Raw genomic sequence first — 18,298 nt, 5'->3', positions numbered from 1 at the left:
TACCATATCAGGATTTCGCACGGGCTGCGTAAAGGCGCGCGAATCGGAGGTGGAGCGACCGCGTGCTCATATTCTCAGCGACCTCGGCTCGGCTTTCGTGCCACTCGGCTCGACGCTGGAAATAGTGTGAATCGTCGCTGTCATCGGTGGGGAAGCGGCTGTCGTCTTGAACCGTCGTCATGGCATGGCCCTCGCTGATCTCGTCGTGCAGTACGGCATCGCAGGCCGGTGTGCGTGATCCGAAACGACTAGGCGATACGGTACTAAGATCAGTCTGGCGGGACGGGGTCTGGTGCTTCCGGGTAGGTAACGAAGCGCCGCCGCAGCCGAGTTGGCCGGACGGCGGCGCCTGTAATGAGAGGGGCCTAGCGCCCGTTATTTCGCCATGGCCGCGGATTGATCGAGGGGTACGACCGGAAGCCAGACTGCGCTCGCCGATGCGCCGCCGCGGACGATCGTCACCGTTGCCGGCTTATAGTCCGTCTTCTTCGCGAGGAAGATGTTCGGGACGAAGGTTTGCGGGTTGCGGTCGTAGAGCGGGAACAGGCTCGACTGGACCTGGATCATGATCTTGTGCCCCGGCTGGAATACGTGGTTCACGGTCGGCAGGCGGAACTTGTATTCCTGCACTTTCCCGGCCGGGATCGCGGTCGGCTTGGCGAAGCTCTGGCGATAGCGGCCGCGGAAGATGTCGAGGCTGATCGGCAGTTCGTAGCCGCCCATTTTCGGATCGGTCGCGTTCTCGGCCGGATAGACGTCGATGACCTTGACGACGAAATCGCCATCGGTGCCCGTCGTCTTGGCGAAGATGTCGGCGATCGGCGCACCCGACACGCGTACCGGCGTGGTCAGCGCTTCGGTGGTGTAGGTCATCACGTCGGGACGGCCATCGACCCCGCGCTGGTCGCTGACGAGCCAATCGCCCCAGCGGCCATCGCCGAAGTTCACCGGGCGCGGCAGATGCGGCACGGGCTTCGACGGATCGGAGACATAGCTGTCACCGCCGGTCGTCGCCTTGCCAAAGCCGAGCGCGCCGCCTTCCTGCAAGTAGATCGGTTTCAGCGGCGACGCGCATCCGGTCTCGCACGCGAGCGGCCACGTCGCGAACTTGTCCCAGTGGTTCTCGCCGGTGTTGTAGATCGCGGCGGCGGGCAGCGTCGCGGCCGGGCCGTCCTTCAGATACTGGTTGAAATAGGGGAGCAGCATGTCCTCGCGGAATTGCTGTGCGGTGTCGCCATTCCACTGGAACGGCCCCAGGCTGCGGCCCTCGCGGTTGATCTGGCTGTGCCGCCACGGACCCATGACGAGGTGGTTGTTGCCGAGTTTCCCCTTTGCCTTGAGCGCCTCCCATGCGGTGATGGCGCCGTACATGTCCTCCTGGTCCCACAGACCCTGTTCCCAGATCGTCGGCACGTTCGACGGATTGGCGGCGAGCAGCGTGTCGAGCGCCTGGCCCTGCCAGAAGCCGTCATAGGCGGGATGCGAGACCATCCGCTGCCAATAGGGCAATTGATCGTAGCCGGACTTCTTCGCCCAGTCGCCCGCCGATCCGACCTCGCGGAAATTGTCGTAATCGTCATAGCCGCCGGTGGGTGGTGCCTTGCCCGCGCCCTTATAGCCGGTCTGGCTGCCCAGCCACGCGATGTTGGCCAGGCGGAACGCGCCGTAATGGAACCAGTCGTCGCCCATCCAGCCGTCGATCATCGGGCTCTCGGGCGCGGCGACCTTCAGCGCGGGGTGTGGGTTCAGCAGCGCCATCGCGACCGTGAAGCCTTCGTAGGACGAGCCGATCATGCCGACGCGGCCGTTCGATTCCGGCAGGTTCGCCTTGTTCACCAGCCAGTCGATCGTGTCGTACGCGTCGGTGACGTGATCGACCTTGGTCGGATTGAGCGGGCCGATGACGGGCCGCGTGACGACGTACGCGCCTTCCGACCCGTATTTGCCGCGGATGTCCTGGTAGACGCGGATATAGCCGGCCTTGACGAACATCTCGTCGGCGAGCGGCAGCGTGGCGAGGATGCTTGCGCTGTCCGAACGGTTCGCGCGACCCTTCGCATTGTAGGGCGTGCGGGTGAGGACGATCGGCGCGTTGGTCGCGCCCTTGGGATAGACGATGACGGTATAGAGCTTGGTCCCGTCGCGCATCGGGATCATCACCTCGCGCTTGACGTAATCCTGCGCGGCGGTCGGCGGCACGAACTTTGCGGGGATGTCGCCACCGACAGGCGCGGTCTTGTCCTGCGCGGTGGCGGCAGCGGCGAGCGCGATCGAGGCAAGCAGGACGAATTTGATGGTCATGGCAACGGGCTCCGGAAGCGTTGGGGCGAAGCTAGGCGCAACCGGGGCGCGGGGGCAATCGCGCTGACAGCCTTTAATTGCGCGTTGGGATCGAAGCGGCGGTCGAGGACGAGAACGGGCGGGCCTTTGCGCCCTTGCCCCAGAGCTTGTTCGGTTTCGCGGCCATCACGAAGCGGAGTTCACCGCCCTGGCGGATCTCGGCGTCGCGCAGATAGCTGCGGGTGAGGGGCGTGCCGTTGAGCGTGACCGAGCGGATATAGGGATTGGCGTCCGACAGATTGTCCGTCCGGATCGCGAACCGCTTGCCGCCGGGTAGTGCCAGTGTCGCTTGCGACAGGAATGGGCGGCCGATGACATATTCGTTCGATCCCGGCGCGACCGGGTAGAAGCCGAGTGCGGTGAAGACGAGCCAGGCGGACATCTGGCCGAGATCGTCGTTGCCGCTCAGCCCCTCCGGCTTGGCGCCATATTGGCTTTGCACGATCTGGCCGAGCCGCTCCTGCGTCCGCCACGGTGCGCCGGCGTAATTGTAGAGATAGGCGACGTGGTGGCTCGGTTCGTTGCCGTGAATATACTGGCCGATCAGCCCGGCGATATCTTCTGCATGGCTGTAGTCGACCTTCGAATTGTCGAAGTCGAACATTGCGTCGAGCTTCCTGACGGTCTTCGCATCGCCGCCCAGCAGCCGGAACAGCCCCGCCTGATCCTGCGGCACGAACCAGCTATATTGCCACGCATTGCCCTCGGTATAGTCGGAGCCGTAGTTGATCGCGGTCGGATCGAAGGGGGTGCGGAAGGTGCCGTTCGCGAGCCTTGCACGCAGCCAGCCGGACTTTTCGTCGAAGCTGTTGCGCCAGTTGCCCGCGCGCTTTTCGAACCGCTCGGCAATGTCGGTCTTGCCCATGCGGCGCGCCATCCGCGCGATCGTCCAGTCGTCATAGGCATATTCGACGGTCTTCGACGCGGCCTCCGGCTCCTTGTCGATCGGCACGTAGCCGCGCTGGATATACTCGCCGAGCCCGCCATAGGCGGCGCGATCGGCGCTCGCGACCATCGCCTGCAACGCGGCGTCGGCATCGAAGCCGCCAATGCCCTTCATATACGCGTCGGCGATGACGGGGACGGCGTGATAGCCGATCATCGTCCACGTCTCGCGCCCGGCGAACTGCCAGACCGGCAGGATGCCGTCAGGGCTGTGCTGCTGGCTGGCGATCAGCGAGCGGACGATGTCGGAATTGGTCTTCTCCGGCTGGATCAGCGTCAGCAGCGGATGTTCGGCGCGGAACGTATCCCAGAGCGAGAAGGTCGAGCGGACGGTGAAGCCGGACGCCTGGTGGACCTGGTCGTCGGGGCCGCGGTAGCGTCCGTCGCTGTCGCTCCACACGCTGGGGGCGAGCAGGCTGTGATAGAGGGCGGTCGCGAAGATACGGCGCATCGGTGCCGCGGCCTTGAACTGGACCGCGCCCAACGCGGCGTCCCAATCGCGTCCGGTCCTGGCGCGGACGGCGTCGAAGCCACCGGGCTCGCTGTCGAGATTGGCGAGCGCGCCAGCTTCGTCGACGCCCGAGATCCCGACCTTCACCTCGAGCGGAGCGTCGAGCGGGCCGAAATCGAGCCGCGCTTCAAGTGCCTGGCCGAGCTTCTCCGCCAAGGCATCGCTGCCGCGGCCCGGGCCCTGGAACCCCTTGTACGGGATGTCCTTCTCGCGGTTGACCAGCGCGTGGCCGATAAGGGGCGCCGAGAACCGCATCGCGAAATAGAGCTTGCGGCCGGGCGCCCAGCCGCGCGTCTCGCGGAAACCGGTGAGCACGCCGTCGTCGCGCAGGTGGAGTCCCGACCACAGGATCTTGCCGGGGTAATTGTAGAGCGACGACCGGAGGTCGACCACGAGGTGCGCGGCCTTGCCCTTGGGGAAGGCGTAGCGATGCACGCCGATCCGCGTCCCCGCCGTCATTTCCGCGCGTACGCCCGGCCCGTCGAGCGTGACGGCGTAATAGCCCGGCGTGGCGACCTCGGTGGCGTGCGAAAAGCGCGAGCGATAGCCGGGGGCAGCGGGCGTGCCGGGGTCCATCGGCACGGTGTCGCCCGATACCGGCATGACGAGGATGTCGCCGAGGTCGGAATGGCCCGCGCCCGAAAAATGCGTGTGGCTGAACCCCTCAATCGTCGGATCGTCAAAGCGATAGCCGGCGGCGTGGCCATAGCAGGTGCGGATCACGCACGAGGTGTCGGTGTCCGGCGACAACTGCACCATGCCGAACGGCGCGACGGCGCCCGGAAAGGTATGCCCTTCGCCGCCCGTGCCGATGAACGGATCGACCGCGTCGCTTGGGCTGGCGGATTCCTGCGCGAACGCAGGGCCGGCGAGCATCGTGGTGAGCAGCGCACCCATGAGGCACGATCGCGGGACGATGGACTTCGAGCTTACCCGTTCGAAGCGAAATAGGCGGGAGATCATGCCCGGTGCCAAATGAACCATGTCGCGCGCATCCCCTCTATTCGTTCGGTCGTCAGACTGGCTTCATCGCCAGCTCTTGCGCAACCGCAGAAGTGGATTAGAACATCAAATTGGATAATTCAAACGAACAGTTTGGAAGCGGGGGGGGTGTACGGGATGGTCTTCAGACCTGGGCGAGACACTGCGCGTTCACGGAGCGCCAAGAGTACGCGCTTGCCAAGCCTTCGCAATCGCGGGATCACTTCATCGCCAGTACCGAAGTCGCGACGTCGCGGCGGGTGGCGGCTTCGTGTTCTTTTCTCCAGCCTGGATGATCGGTCCGCATGACACTGCAAACGCCGCCGCGTCTGTCGGGAACCAACCTCGAGCGCGCCGCCGATCACAACCAGCGCGTGACGCTGCATGCCATCCGCCTGGGCGGATCGCTGACGCGGATCGATCTTGCGCGCATCACCGGGCTGACCGGGCCGGCGATCGCCAACATCACGCGGCGGCTGTTGCAGGAAGGGATGATCGAGGAGGCGGGGCAGCGCCGCGGGGGACGCGGGCAACCGCCGACCAAACTCGTCGTCCGGGCCGACGCGTGCTATTCGATCGGCGTCAACATCGACCGCGACCATATCACGATCGTGCTGGTCGATTTCCTCGCGCAGATCCTCGCACGCAAGTCGATCGAGATCAGCTTCGCGCTGCCCGACGACGTCCGTGATCTCTTCCGCCGCTCGGTCCGCGCGATGTTGAAAAGTGCGAAGGTCGATCCCGCCAAGCTGGTCGGCATCGGCGTGGCGCGACCCGATGACCTCGCGCTGGTCGCGATGCCGGGACGCCCGGCGGCCTATGCGGCATGGGACGGGATCGACATGGCGGCGCTGTTCGAAAAGCCGCTGTCGCTGCCAGTGTTCGTCGAGAACGATGCCGCCGCCGCAGCAATGGGCGAGATGCAGCTCGGCTTCGGACAGAATTACAGCAGTTTCTTCTACATCCTCGTTTCGTCGGGACTGGGCGGCGGTTTCGTCGCCGATGGCGCGTATGTGCGCGGCACGCACGGGCGCAGCGGCGAGCTGGGGTTCATGGCGGCCGGGGGCGGCAAGCGAGGGCGCGAAACCGTACAGAAACTCGTCTCGCTCTCGGGGCTTGCCGAGCATCTGGCACATTCGGGGTTCGAAATCGGACAGGTGCTACACGAGGCGGCGTGGGCACCGGACGTCGAGACCTGCCTCGATGAATGGATCGAGCGGGCGGCGCACACGCTCTGCACGCCGCTCGACGCGATAAACTGCCTGATCGACCCGGCGGTAATCCTGATCGGCGGGCGCCTGCCGAGCCGGTTGGTGGAGCGGGTGGCGGAGCGCGTGAACGATCTTATCCGGGACGCGACCGATGCTCCGGCGATCGCGCCGGTTCGTCGTGCCGCACTGTCGGAGGATGCGCCGGCGGTCGGTGCGGCAATCCTGCCATTCAGCCACTTCCTGCTGCCCAAGGCCGCGGCGCTCTGGAAGGATTCGGGCGCGTCGGCGGACTGACGCCGCGCGCCGGATTCGGCACCGCTATCCTCGCCTGAAGGACCCCCGTTCGCCTGGCGTCGCCGAGGCGGTGGCTGTCGTCGTTTGCGCGCGACCCCACAAGAGAAGCCCTGAATCCTTCCGATGTCTTCGCTCAGACTATCGGTGTCGCGACGGGTATTCGTCGAGGCACGACCGTAACGGTCCAAAACTAGCGTAACAATCTATTTGACAATTTGCTTTTACAATTGGCAATTAGGGGCGTCGAGACTGCACGCCGACAGGATCCGATTCAACCGGACGGCCCAACCGAAAACGGGGGGCAGGCGCGCTATTCGCAGGGGTAAGTGAGGGGGCGCAGGCATCCTCACGAGGAAGAGGAAAGTCTGATGACCGTAAGCTTAAAATCGTGCTCGAGCATGGCGCGTCGCCGTCGTCCGTTGTCGTTCCTGTTGGCGACGGTCAGTCTTACTGCGGCGTTGGCCGGTGCTGCGCAGGCACAGCAGGCCACGCCTTCCCCTGCGCCTTCCCCTGCGCCAGCGCAGAGCGCGGCTTCCTCCGACCAGGCGCAGCCCGCCTCGACCGCTACGGCGCCGTCTGGCCAGACCGCCGGCACGACGCAACCCGATGGATCGGCGCAGGATGCCGCTCCGGATGCAGCACAGGACATCGTCGTCACTGGCTATCGTCGCTCGATCGAGAAGAGCCTCACCCAGAAGCGCGAAGCCAACGCCTTCGTCGACGTCATCACGGCCGAAGACGTCGGCAAGTTCCCCGACAAGAACGTCGCCGATGCGTTGCAGCGCGTGCCGGGCGTGGTCATCACGCGCGACGGCGGCGAGGGGAGCCGCGTCAGTATCCGCGGGCTTCAGTCGGGCCTGACACTTACCTTGCTCAACGGTAACTTCCTTGCCGGCGCCGACAGTGGCGAGCCGCAGCGGTCGTTCAACTACGTACTTCTGCCCTCGACCTTCATCGCCAGCACCGAAGTCTATAAATCACCCGAGGCGCGCCTCGAAGAGGGTGGTGTCGGCGGTACCATCATCCTCAACACGCGGCGGCCGTTCGACGTGCCTGCGTGGTCCGGCTTCGTTTCCGCCGAAGGGACGTATTCGGATACGACCGAGAAGTACGAGCCGCAGCTTGGCGGACAGGTGTCGTGGAAGAACAAGGAGGAGACGTTCGGCCTGCTGGTCGGCGGCGTCTGGCAAAAGCGCACCAACCGCGAATTGCGCAGTTCGTCCGAGAGCTGGCTGTGGTGGAGCGACCGCGATGCCCAGGGCAATGTCCTGAAGCCCGCGACCGATGTCGACGGCAAGACCTTCGCGAACAATGATGCGATCTCCTACTGGCCAGGCCAGGGCACGACCGCGCGCGATGGCACGCATTATTCGGGCTATTGGGCGCCCCAGTCGGTCAACGCCGAAGTGTTCGACCAGGAGCGCGAGCGATACGGCATCCAGGCGACCGCGCAGTTCAAGCCGTTCGACGCGGTTACCGTCACCGCGAACTATTTCCGGTTCGGCTATTCCAGCAACTACACCTCGAACATGCTGAAGATCCCGGAATGGGGATACGACAATTTCTTCACCGGCGCGACGCTCGACAAGAGCGGTACGATCTTCCAGTCGGCGAACTTCGCAGTGCCGGCGGCAGGGACGGGCTGTCTTGCGCGGGCGACGCCGTGCACGATGGAGACGCCGCAGATCGCCGGTACCTACAGCCGTGAGAAACAGGTTTCGAACACGTTCGAGACCGAAGTCAAATACAGCCAGGATCGTTTCGATGCTGTCCTGAAACTCGGCAAGACCAAGTCGAGCGGTGGCCCGTCGGTGCGGTTCAGCGCCGCCGCCAAGCCGCGCCTGACGACACCGGGACAGGAGCAGAACGGCAATCTGGTCAGCAACTGGGACATCGCGAACGGCATCGCCAATTTTGAGTTCTCGCCCGAAATCCAGAACAACATCCGCAACGGCATCGCGCAGATCGACGTCGGCTCGACCAACTCGAGCTTCGTCAACAGCGACCTCGGCCAGCGTTATGCGCAGCTCGACCTGACGCGGCGCTTCGACGGTTTCCTGAAATCGGTGCAGATCGGCGGCAAATGGCGCGACCTGAAGATCGGCCGCGAGACGGGTCGCAACGACTGGTATGCCGATCCGGCGACCTTGCTCCGTTATCAGGATACTGCCGCCGGCGCGGTTGCCCGGCCCGAATTCTTCTACGCGAACCAGATCGGCAACATCAACGGCGGCTTCAACGCCAACGTCGTGCCCGGCATCAACTTCGACGAATATCTGAAGTACCTGAACTCGACCTACGGCCAGGCGGTGCGGGTGTACGAGCCCGACTTCGTCTACGCCCTGGGGGAGCGGGTCTTCGCCGGCTATGCGCAGGTAAACTTCGGAACCGGCGGTCTCCGCGGTAACGTGGGCCTCCGCATGGCCAACACGAAACAGTCGGGCAACACCTCCGACCGGCTGCAATATCTCAACGATTACTGCGTGAACGGCCCCGGCGGCGCGAGCGATCCCAACCGCCCGCTGGGCCCCGACGGCAATTGCCAGGTCCTGCCGCTGAGCGTGCGCGAGACGATCGTCAACACGCGCGCCGACCAGTCGAAGACCTATACGGACTGGCTGCCGAGCTTCAACGTGTCGTACGAGGTCACCTCCGATCTCCTCGTCCGCGGCGCGGTCGCCAAGGTCATCGCGCGGCCGTCGTTCGAGAATCTCGGGTCGCAGCGGTCGCTGACCTTCCGCTCGGACGCCTATGCGTTCGATCGCGGCCAGTTCGGCGAGTTCGCCGGCTGGTCGGGCAGCGGCGGCAATTCGGACCTCAATCCGTTCTCGGCGTGGCAATATGATCTGGGCATCGAATGGTATTTCCACCGCGGTTCGGTGCTTGGCGCGACCTTCTTCCGCAAGGACGTCTCCGATTTCGTGGTGCCGCTGGTCCTCAACGTCACGCGCGACGTCAACGGAACGCAGCAGCTGATCCAGCCTTATTCGACCGTCGCGAACGGATCGAATGCGCGGTCGCAGGGTGTCGAGCTGTACGCGCAGCACACGCTGTCCTTCGGTCTCGGGGCGCAGGTCAACTTCACCTATAACGACACCTCGGTGGCGGACGTTACGCTCGATGGCCAGAAGGTCGGCTCGTCCGCTCTGGTCGGCAGCGCCAAGACGCAGGTCAATGCGTCGGTCTTCTACGAACACGGCAAGGTGTTGCTGCGCGCATCGTACAACCGGCGCGGCGAGGTCGTCGGCGGGTTGCAGTCGGGCCTGAACGAATACACCGATCCCTATGCGCAGGTCGATCTGAACGCGGCGTATGCGCTGACCGACCGGCTGAACCTCACCGCCTCGGTGATCAACCTGACCAAGGCCGAGGAAAGCCGCCATCTCGGCAACGATACGAAGGACCGCTTCACGTACCGGAATTATTTCGGACGGCGGGCCTATGTGGGCGTGTCGTTCAACTTCTGATGAGCTGGTATGATCGTCTCCTCGCTCGGGTAGCGCCTTCGCGGCGCTACCCGCCCTTTTCTCGCAGTGCCGCGTCACCGGGGGCGGGCGAGACGCACGGGCGGCGCGGGATACGCATCGCGCTGACCGCGTCCGCGCTGATGATGTGCGGGCTGGCGAGTGCGTCGAACCCGATCGTCCCCGGCTGGTATGCCGATCCCGAGATCCGCGTGTTCGCCGGTCGCTACTGGATCTATCCGACCTATTCGGATCATTACGGCAAGCCCGACGTCACCAGTCGTTTCTCGGCCGCGCAGAAGCTCGCCCGACAGCGCAAGACCGTGCGGCCGTCCTACGGCATGCAGACGTTCTTCAATGCGTTCTCGTCACCCGACCTGGTGCATTGGACCAAGCACGACCACGTGTTCGACGTGCGGAACGCAGGCTGGGCGGCCTATGCGATCTGGGCGCCGTCGGTGATCCAGGCGAACGGCCGCTATTACATGTTCTTCAGCGCCAACGACATTCAGAGCGATGCCGAGCTTGGCGGGATCGGCCTTGCGGTCAGCGATCGGCCCGGCGGTCCGTTCAAGGACGCGATCGGCAAGCCGCTGGTCGGCGCGTTCCACAACGGCGCGCAACCGATCGACCCGTTCGCGTTTCGCGACCATGACGGTCAGGTCTACCTGTTCTACGGCGGCTGGAAGCATTGCAACGTCGTCCGGCTGAGCCCCGACCTGAAGCGCATCCTGCCGTTCGCGGACGGTTCGACATACAAGGAAGTGACGCCGCCCGGCTATGTCGAGGGCTCGTTCATGATCGAGCGCAAGGGCGTCTATTATCTGATGTGGTCGGAGGGCGGCTGGACCGGTCCGGACTATAGCGTCGCCTATGCGACCGGGCCTGGACCGACCGGGCCGTTCACGCCGCGCGGCAAGATCCTGTCGCAGGACCTGCGCATCGCGCGCGGGGCGGGGCATCATTCGGTCGTCAACGTGCCTGGTACCGACGACTGGTACATCGCCTATCACCGGCGTCCGCTCGACACCGATCGCGGCGAACATCGGCAGATCGCGATCGACAGGATGATTTTTGCCGTCGATGGTCGGATCGAGCCGGTGGTGATGACCAATGCGGGCGTTCAGCCGCGACCGATCGGCGCGCGAGCGCCGACACAATCTTCAGGGAGAGCGATGTGAGAAACAGGGTGATCGCCGGCTTGCGCGGCACGGTAGCGGCGGTCGCCTCGATCGCCCTCGTCGCGCCCGCGCCGATACTGGCGCAAGCTTCCCCCGGCGCGCAGGTACAGCCGCAGGACCAGCCGTCGGTCGATCTGGTCAACCCGCTGATGGGCACCGATTCCGACTACACCTTGTCGTATGGCAATACCTATCCCGCGGTGGCGGTGCCGTGGGGGATGAACTTCTGGACGCCGGTCACGGGCAAGACCAACAGCGGCTGGGGCTACACCTACGACGCGAACAAGATCAACGGCATCAAGCAGACGCACCAGCCCAGTCCCTGGATGAACGATTACGCCGCGTTCTCGCTGATGGCGACGACCGGCGCGCTGAAGGTGAAGGAGGACGAACGCGCGTCCTGGTACAGCCACAAGGCGGAGGACAGCCGGCCGTACAGCTACAAGGTCTATCTCGCCGATTACGACGTGACGGCGGAGGTCGCGCCGACCAACCGCGCCGCCCAGTTCCGCTTCACCTTCCCGCAGAGCAACGACGCGCACATCATCCTCGACGGCTATGCCGGCGGCTCGATGGTCTCGATCGACAAGGCCAAGCGTCGCATCACCGGCTACGTCCGCAACAACCATGGCGGCGTACCCGACAATTTCCACAATTACTTCGTCGCCGAATTCGACCATGATTTCACCGTCAGCCAGACCTGGGACGACAAGGGCCAGGTTACCGCGGCACCGACGCGCGAGGGCGACCATGTCGGCGCGGTCGTCAGCTTCAAGACGCGCAAGGGCGAGCAGGTCGGCGTCAAGGTCGCATCGTCGTTCATCAGCCTCGACCAGGCCGAGCGCAACCTGCGCGGTGAAATCGGCGGCGACGGGTTCGCGCAGACCAAGGCGAAAGCGAAGGCCATCTGGCAGCGCGAGTTCGACCGCGTGCAGGTCACCGATCCCAATCTCGACAACCGCCGGATCTTCTATTCGGCGCTGTACCGCATGCTGCAATTCCCGCGCATGTTCCACGAGGTCGATGCCAAGGGCCAGACCGTCCACTACAGCCCGTATGACGGCAAGGTGCACCCGGGCTTCCTCTACACCGACAACGGTTTCTGGGACACGTGGCGCGCGGTCTTCCCGTTCTTTGCGCTGATGTATCCCGAGCGCGACAGCGAGATCATGCAGGGGCTGGTCAACACCTACAAGGAGTCCGGATGGCTGCCCGAATGGGCGAGCCCAGGGCACCGCGACGTGATGATCGGATCGAACTCGGCCAACCTGATCGCCGACGCGTATTTGAACGGCGTGCGCGGTTTCGACGTCGAGACCTTGTACCAGGCGATGGTCAAGAACGCGACGACATCGCAGGGGCGGCCTGTCGACAAGAAGGGCAAGGTGGTCGGTGCGGTCGGGCGCGAGGGTGTCGAATATTACAACCGCCTCGGCTACGTGCCCTATGACGTCGGCATCAACGAGAATGCCGCGCGCACGCTCGAATACGCGACCGCCGACTTCTCGATCTCGCGCCTTGCAGCGGCCCTCGGCAAGACCGAGGACGCGAAGCTTTATGCCACGCGCGCGCAGAATTACCGCAAGCTCTACGACACGCAGAGCGGCTGGATGCGCGGCCGCAACAAGGATGGCAGCTGGTCGACGCCGTTCAGCCCGTACAAATGGGGCGACGCCTTCACCGAGGGCAATGCGCTGCATTACAGCTGGTCGGTGATGCAGGACGTGCAGGGTCTGGCCGACCTGATGGGCGGGCGCGCGGCGTTCGTGAAGCGGCTCGATTCGATCTTCACCACGCCGCCGGTCTTCGACGACAGCTATTACGGGCAGACCATCCACGAGATCCGCGAGATGCAGATCGTCGACATGGGCCAATATGCGCACGGCAATCAGCCGATCCAGCACATGACCTATCTCTACGACTGGGCGGGCGCACCGTGGAAGACGCAATATCACGTCCGCGACGTGATGACGAAGCTCTACTCGCCCGCGCCCGACGGCTATCCCGGCGACGAGGATAACGGCCAGACCTCGGCCTGGTACGTGTTCTCCGCGCTCGGCTTCTACCCGGTCACGCCGGCAGTCGGGCAATATGCGATCGGCAGCCCGCTGTTCCAGACCGTGAAGCTGACGATGCCGGGCGGCAAGATCCTGACGATCGAGGCGGCGAACAACGGACCCGGCAACGTCTATATCCAGTCGGCAAGCTTCAACGGGACCCCACACGACAAGCCCTGGCTGACTCGCGCGGCGTTGCAGCAGGGCGGCACGCTGCGGTTCGTCATGGGGCCGACACCGAACACCGTCTGGGGCGCGGGGAAGGCCGACGTGCCGTTTTCGATGAGCGCACCGGTGGCGGGACGTTGAGCATGGAAACCGGAATGCGCTTTCGTCGACGCGACGTCATGACCGGCGCGGCGGCGCTGGCCGTCACCGCCAATCTCCCGCGCGCGGCCTCCGCGGCGGCGCTCGTAAGCAAGCGGCCGCCACGTGCGCAGCGCCGTTTCGTCAGCCCTGCGGTCGAGGCCGAGATCGCCCGCGTGAAGGCGAAGATCGTCGACCCCGAACTCGCCTGGCTGTTCGAGAATTGCTACCCCAACACGCTCGACACCACGGTCAAGGTCGGCACGGTGGACGGCAAGCCCGACGCGTTCGTCATCACCGGCGATATCGAGGCGCTGTGGCTGCGCGACAGTTCGGCGCAGATGCAGACCTATGTGCATCTTGCGCCCAAAGATCCCGCCCTGCGCCGCGTGTTTACAGGGCTGATCGCACGGCAGGCGCGGTGCATCCTGATCGACTCCTATGCCAATGCGTTCATGGAAGATCCGACCGCCAAGTCGAACCTCGGCGCGCGGGCCGACCAGACCGAGATGAAGCCGGGGGTCGCCGAGCGGAAGTGGGAGATCGACTCGCTCTGCTATCCGATGCGGCTCGCGCACGGCTATTGGAGCGCGACACGCGACAAGACGCCGTTCGACGATCTCTGGGCGCGGGCGATGCGCCGTGCGGTCGCCGCTTTCCGCGAACAACAGCGCAAGGACGGCAAGGGACCGTATCATTTTCAGCGCCTGAACGTCTCGCCGACCGAGACGCTGATGTTCGAGGGCTATGGCGCACCGACGCGGAAGGTGGGCCTGATCCATTCGATGTTCCGCCCGTCGGACGATGCGTGCCTTTATCCGTTCCTCATCCCCTCGAACCTGTTCGCGGTGTCGGCGTTGCGCATGCTGGCGACGGTCCAGCGCGAGGCGCGCGGCGATACGGCAGGCGCTGCAGATAGCGAGGCGCTGGCGAGCGAGGTCGAGGCGGCGCTACGGGCGCATGGCCTGATGCCGGATGGGCAGGGCGGCGAGGTCTGGGCGTATGAGGTCGACGGCTTCGGCAACGCGATCTTCATGGACGACGCCAACGTGCCGAGCCTGTCGGGCCTGCCGTTGCTCGGCGCGGCGGAACGCACCGACCCGCTGTTCCGCCGCACCGCCGCGCTGGCCTGGAGCGACCGCAACCCGTATTTCTTCACCGGCACCGCCGCGCGCGGGATCGGCGGTCCGCATATCGGCCTCGACATGATCTGGCCGATGTCGATCGTCACGCATGCGATGAACAGCGATGACGACGCGGTGATCCGCCAGTGCCTGACATGGCTGAAGGCGACACACGGCGGCACGGGGTTCATGCATGAGTCCTTCAACAAGGACGACCCGGGCAAGTTCACGCGTAGCTGGTTCGCCTGGGCCAACGGGCTGTTCGGCGAACTGATCCTCGACCTCGAGCGCCGCAAGCCCGCTTTGCTCGCCGCGCGCTACTGATATGATTTCCGGGAGATACACATGACCACCGCCAACCGCCGCGAGGTACTCGCCGGCACCGGGCTTGCGGGCCTCGTCGCCGCGTTGCCCGTCACCAATGCCGCGGCCGCGCAGGCGCCGCTCGCGGGGAAGCCCGACCTGTTCGTCGGCACCGGTGGCCACGGCCACACCTATCCCGGCCCGTCGCTGCCGTTCGGCATGGTCCAGCTCGGCCCCGACACCGACAACAGCCGCTGGGATGCGTGTTCGGGTTATCACCAGGACGACGGCTCGATCATGGGCTTCAGCCACACGCATCTGTCGGGCACCGGGATCGGCGACATGCTCGACGTCCTCGTCGTGCCGACGCGCGGACCGTTGCAGCTGACACCCGGCGCGCTGGGCAAACCCGAAGAGGGCTATCGCCAGCGCTTCACCGACGAGCTGGCCGAGCCCGGCTATTACCGCGTGAAGCTCGAATCGGGGGTGCTCGCCGAACTCACCGTGACCGAGCGTACCGGCCACCAGCGCTACAGCTTCCCGCAAGGGCCGGGGCACATCCTCATCGATTTCGCGCACATGATCCTCGACGTCTGGGACAAGGGCACGCTCATCGACGAGGCATCGCTGGCGCTGTCAGCCGACGGCATGCTGACGGGCAGCCGCCGGGTCCACCGCTGGGCGAAGGGCCGGCGCATCCATTTCGCGATGCAGCTGTCGCGCAAACCCGACCGCGTCCAGTTCTTCGGCGACGACGACACGCCTGCACCGGCCGGCGCGAAGGGGGTTGCCGGCAACCGCCTGAAGGTGGCCTTGTTCTTCGATCAGGCGGGTGGCGAACCGATCCTGATCAAGACCGGCATCTCCGCGGTCGACGTCGCTGGTGCCAAGGCGGCGCTCGACGGCGAGGCGGCAGGCTGGCAGTTCGACACGGTGCGACGCTCGGCCGCGCGCATCTGGCAGAGCGAACTCGACCGCGTCCGCGTCGATGGCGGCACGCCCGAGCAGCGCACGATCATGGCGAGCGCGCTGTATCACGCGTTTCTCTCGCCGACGCTCTTCACCGACCGCGACGGCCGCTATGTCGGGCTCGACCGCAAGGTGCACCAGACGACCGCCGCCGAGCCCGCGTTCAGCACCTATTCGATGTGGGACACCTATCGCGCGCTGCATCCGCTGCTGACCCTCGTCCAGCCCGACAAGGCGGCGCAGTTCACGCGCGATCTCGTCCGCCAGACCGTGCAGAGCCCGACCGGATCGCCGGTCTGGCCGCTACAAGGCGTCGAGACCGCGTGCATGATCGGCTGGCATTCGGTGTCGGTGCTTGCCGAAGCCTGTGGCAAGGGGATCGAGGCGGATTACGCCGCGGCCTGGCCGCAGATCCGCAGCCGCGCGTTCGATCGCAATTTTCCCGACGTCGACAGCACGCTCGGCCGCGGCTTCTATTACGATCTCGGCTTCGTCCCCGCGGACAAGACCTGGGAGTCGGTCAGCCGCACGCAGGAATATGCCTATGACGACTGGGCGATGGCGGTGCTCGCCGACGCGGCGGGCGCCAAGGCCGATGCCGCTGCACTTCGCAAGCGCAGCCTCAATTATCGCAACGTCATCGATCCCAAGATCGGCTTTGCCCGGCCGCGCTTTGCCGATGGCAGCTGGTGGGCCGATTACGACCCGATCCAGCTCGGCCACAAGCCCGAGAAGCAGCGCGACTATACCGAGGCGAACGGGTGGCAGGCGACGTTCCTCAACCAGCACGACGTCTATGGCTTGATCGCGCTGTTCGGCGGCGATGCGGGGTTCGTGCGGAAGCTCGACGCGCTGTTCACCGCGCCGTCGACACTGCCCAAGAATGCGCCGCCCGACATCACCGGTCTCGTCGGCCAATACGCGCACGGCAACGAGCCGGACCAGCACGCCGCCTATCTGTACGCCTATGCCGGCGCGCCGTGGAAGACGCAGGCGATGGTGCGTCGGCTGCTGACCGAGATGTACAAGGCAGAGCCCGATGGCGTCATCGGCAACGACGATTGCGGCCAGATGAGCGCGTGGTTCATCCTCTCCGCGCTTGGCTTCTATCCGGTCGATCCGGTCAGTGGCGTCTATGTCTTCGGCTCGCCGCTGTTCGATTCGGCACAGGTCGATCTGGGCCAGGGGCGGACCTTGCGTGTCGTCGCCAAGGGCAATGCGCCAGCCAGCCCCTATGTCCAGTCGGTCAGCTGGAACGGCAAGCCCTGGACACGGAACTGGATCGCGCATGCCGATGTCGCGCGCGGTGGCGAACTCGAGTTCACGATGGGACCCAAACCGTCCGCGTTCGGGACCGCCAAGACCGACCGTCCGCCGTCGTTCGAGCAGAAGCCGCGATAGACTAAAAGACCCCTCGAGGAGTCGTGTTGCAAGTCGGGTGCTCGGTCCGCGGCTCCGGTTTGCCAGAATCGTCGCTGCGCAGACTTTAGGGCGCGCCCCGTGTCGTCGGGGGGGCGGTACTGTTCCGGACGATGAGTTCGTGCTGCAGCGTGACCTGACGGGACGTGCTGTCGATGCCGCGAAGGATGTCGACGAGCAGATCGACGGTCCGGCGGCCGATCATGCCCTTGGGCTGGGCGATCGTCGTCAGGGGGGGCTGGAAATAGCGGGCGAGGGGAAGGTCGTCGAAGCCGATGACGGAGACGTCCTTTGGGCAAATCAGTCCCGCGTCGCCGATCGCGCTGAGTGCGCCCATCGCCATCTCGTCGCTGAAGCAGAAGATCGCAGTGACGTCCTGCGCCAGCAGATCGCGGGTGTGATCGACGGCGGAGCCGGCGGAATAGTCACCGATCCGGATGTGGAGGCTGTCGCGCAGGCCGGCAAGGGCCGCGGCGTCGATCGCGCCGGCGAGGCGGTCGCGGCTGATCGGGCTGATCTCCGGGCCGGTGATCACGCCGATGCTGGAGTGGCCGAGACCGATCAGGTGCGCGATCGCGTCGGCGCTGGCGGCCGCATTGTCGATGTGGACGCTGGGGACGCCCAGGTCGGGGCTGTATTCGCAGCCGTTGACGATCGGCGCGGCGGCGCCTTTTCGCGACAATAGCGGCGCGAGGCTCTCGGGCAGGCGGTGGCCAAGGAAGATCAGCCCGTCGACCTCGCGACGCGAGAGCATCTCGGCATATTGATCCTCGACCTCGGGATCATGCCGCGTGTCGCCGACCACCACCGAATAGCCCGCGTCCCGCGCCGCCTCCTCGGCGCCGCGGATGACGCTGGCGAAGAACGCGTTGGAGATATCGGGGACTGTCAGCAGGATCTTGGCGGCGCGCAACGTCCGCAGGCTGCGTGCCGCGACGTTGGGCCGGTAGCCGGAGGAGCGGACCACCGCGAGCACGCGCAGGCGCGTGTCCTCGGATACCTGTTCGGGACGGCTCAGCACGCGCGACACCGTGGCGGTGGAGACTCCGGCAAGTGCGGCCACTTCGATGATCGTCGGCATAAGGGCGTCATGTATCGCGTGGGAGGCAGTGTCGATATATATCCTATGTAATCCTTTACATTCGATCGCAGGCTTCGTAGCTTCATGTCCGACAAGCAGTAAAACTGCGATC

General features: G+C 65.3%; 9 protein-coding genes. 6 read left to right on the top strand and 3 right to left on the bottom strand.

Translation table 11 applies throughout. The annotated features are described in order from the left end of the window. Nucleotides 1–375: 375 nt before the first annotated feature. Entirely contained in the window at nt 376–2,301 is a 1,926-nt protein-coding gene (locus HMP09_RS07730) for a CocE/NonD family hydrolase (RefSeq protein ID WP_176499888.1), read from the bottom strand. A gap of 73 nt (nt 2,302–2,374) precedes the next feature. Next, the gene (locus HMP09_RS07725; RefSeq protein ID WP_176499887.1) at nt 2,375–4,693 is read right to left on the bottom strand and encodes a GH92 family glycosyl hydrolase; all 2,319 of its coding nucleotides are present in this window, start codon (nt 4,691–4,693) and stop codon (nt 2,375–2,377) included. 389 nt (nt 4,694–5,082) lie between these two features. Here HMP09_RS07725 and HMP09_RS07720 point away from each other — a divergent pair, with 389 nt between their 5' ends. The 6 genes from HMP09_RS07720 (at nt 5,083) to HMP09_RS07695 (ending at nt 17,087) form a co-directional block, all read left to right on the top strand. Then, nucleotides 5,083–6,282, top strand: coding sequence for an ROK family transcriptional regulator (locus HMP09_RS07720; RefSeq protein WP_176499886.1), 1,200 nt, complete (start codon nt 5,083–5,085; stop codon nt 6,280–6,282). Nucleotides 6,283–6,650: 368 nt separating this feature from the next. After that, nucleotides 6,651–9,749: a TonB-dependent receptor gene (locus HMP09_RS07715; protein WP_232090767.1), complete on the top strand. Its 3,099-nt coding sequence runs from the start codon at nt 6,651–6,653 to the stop codon at nt 9,747–9,749. Then, complete coding sequence (locus HMP09_RS07710; RefSeq protein WP_232090766.1) at nt 9,749–10,927, top strand: glycoside hydrolase family 43 protein; 1,179 nt, start codon at nt 9,749–9,751, stop codon at nt 10,925–10,927. Before HMP09_RS07715 ends, HMP09_RS07710 begins: the two co-directional genes overlap by 1 nt. After that, nucleotides 10,924–13,293: a GH92 family glycosyl hydrolase gene (locus tag HMP09_RS07705; RefSeq protein ID WP_232090765.1), complete on the top strand. Its 2,370-nt coding sequence runs from the start codon at nt 10,924–10,926 to the stop codon at nt 13,291–13,293. Before HMP09_RS07710 ends, HMP09_RS07705 begins: the two co-directional genes overlap by 4 nt. Nucleotides 13,294–13,307: 14 nt before the next feature. Continuing rightward, nucleotides 13,308–14,738: a glycoside hydrolase family 125 protein gene (locus tag HMP09_RS07700; RefSeq protein ID WP_176499885.1), complete on the top strand. Its 1,431-nt coding sequence runs from the start codon at nt 13,308–13,310 to the stop codon at nt 14,736–14,738. 21 nt (nt 14,739–14,759) lie between these two features. Next, nucleotides 14,760–17,087 carry a GH92 family glycosyl hydrolase gene (locus HMP09_RS07695; RefSeq protein ID WP_176499884.1) on the top strand — a complete coding sequence of 776 codons (2,328 nt, stop codon included), beginning with the start codon at nt 14,760–14,762 and terminating at the stop codon, nt 17,085–17,087. Between the two features lie 85 nt (nt 17,088–17,172). Here HMP09_RS07695 and HMP09_RS07690 read toward each other — a convergent pair whose 3' ends face one another. After that, complete coding sequence (locus HMP09_RS07690) at nt 17,173–18,186, bottom strand: LacI family DNA-binding transcriptional regulator (protein ID WP_176499883.1); 1,014 nt, start codon at nt 18,184–18,186, stop codon at nt 17,173–17,175. Nucleotides 18,187–18,298: the final 112 nt, after the last annotated feature.

Source organism: Sphingomonas sp. HMP9 (assembly GCF_013374115.1).
Classification (GTDB): domain Bacteria; phylum Pseudomonadota; class Alphaproteobacteria; order Sphingomonadales; family Sphingomonadaceae; genus Sphingomonas.
This window is presented reverse-complemented; position numbering and strand designations above follow the sequence as displayed.

Excerpts from the sequence above, each read along its gene's own strand:
- HMP09_RS07730 (WP_176499888.1), bottom strand. The coding sequence starts at position 2,301 with ATGACCATCAAATTCGTCCTGCTTGCCTCGATCGCGCTCGCCGCTGCC.
- HMP09_RS07725 (WP_176499887.1), bottom strand. The coding sequence starts at position 4,693 with ATGGGTGCGCTGCTCACCACGATGCTCGCCGGCCCTGCGTTCGCGCAG.
- HMP09_RS07720 (WP_176499886.1), top strand. The coding sequence starts at position 5,083 with ATGACACTGCAAACGCCGCCGCGTCTGTCGGGAACCAACCTCGAGCGC.
- HMP09_RS07715 (WP_232090767.1), top strand. The coding sequence starts at position 6,651 with ATGACCGTAAGCTTAAAATCGTGCTCGAGCATGGCGCGTCGCCGTCGT.
- HMP09_RS07710 (WP_232090766.1), top strand. The coding sequence starts at position 9,749 with ATGAGCTGGTATGATCGTCTCCTCGCTCGGGTAGCGCCTTCGCGGCGC.
- HMP09_RS07700 (WP_176499885.1), top strand. The coding sequence starts at position 13,308 with ATGCGCTTTCGTCGACGCGACGTCATGACCGGCGCGGCGGCGCTGGCC.
- HMP09_RS07695 (WP_176499884.1), top strand. The coding sequence starts at position 14,760 with ATGACCACCGCCAACCGCCGCGAGGTACTCGCCGGCACCGGGCTTGCG.
- HMP09_RS07690 (WP_176499883.1), bottom strand. The coding sequence starts at position 18,186 with ATGCCGACGATCATCGAAGTGGCCGCACTTGCCGGAGTCTCCACCGCC.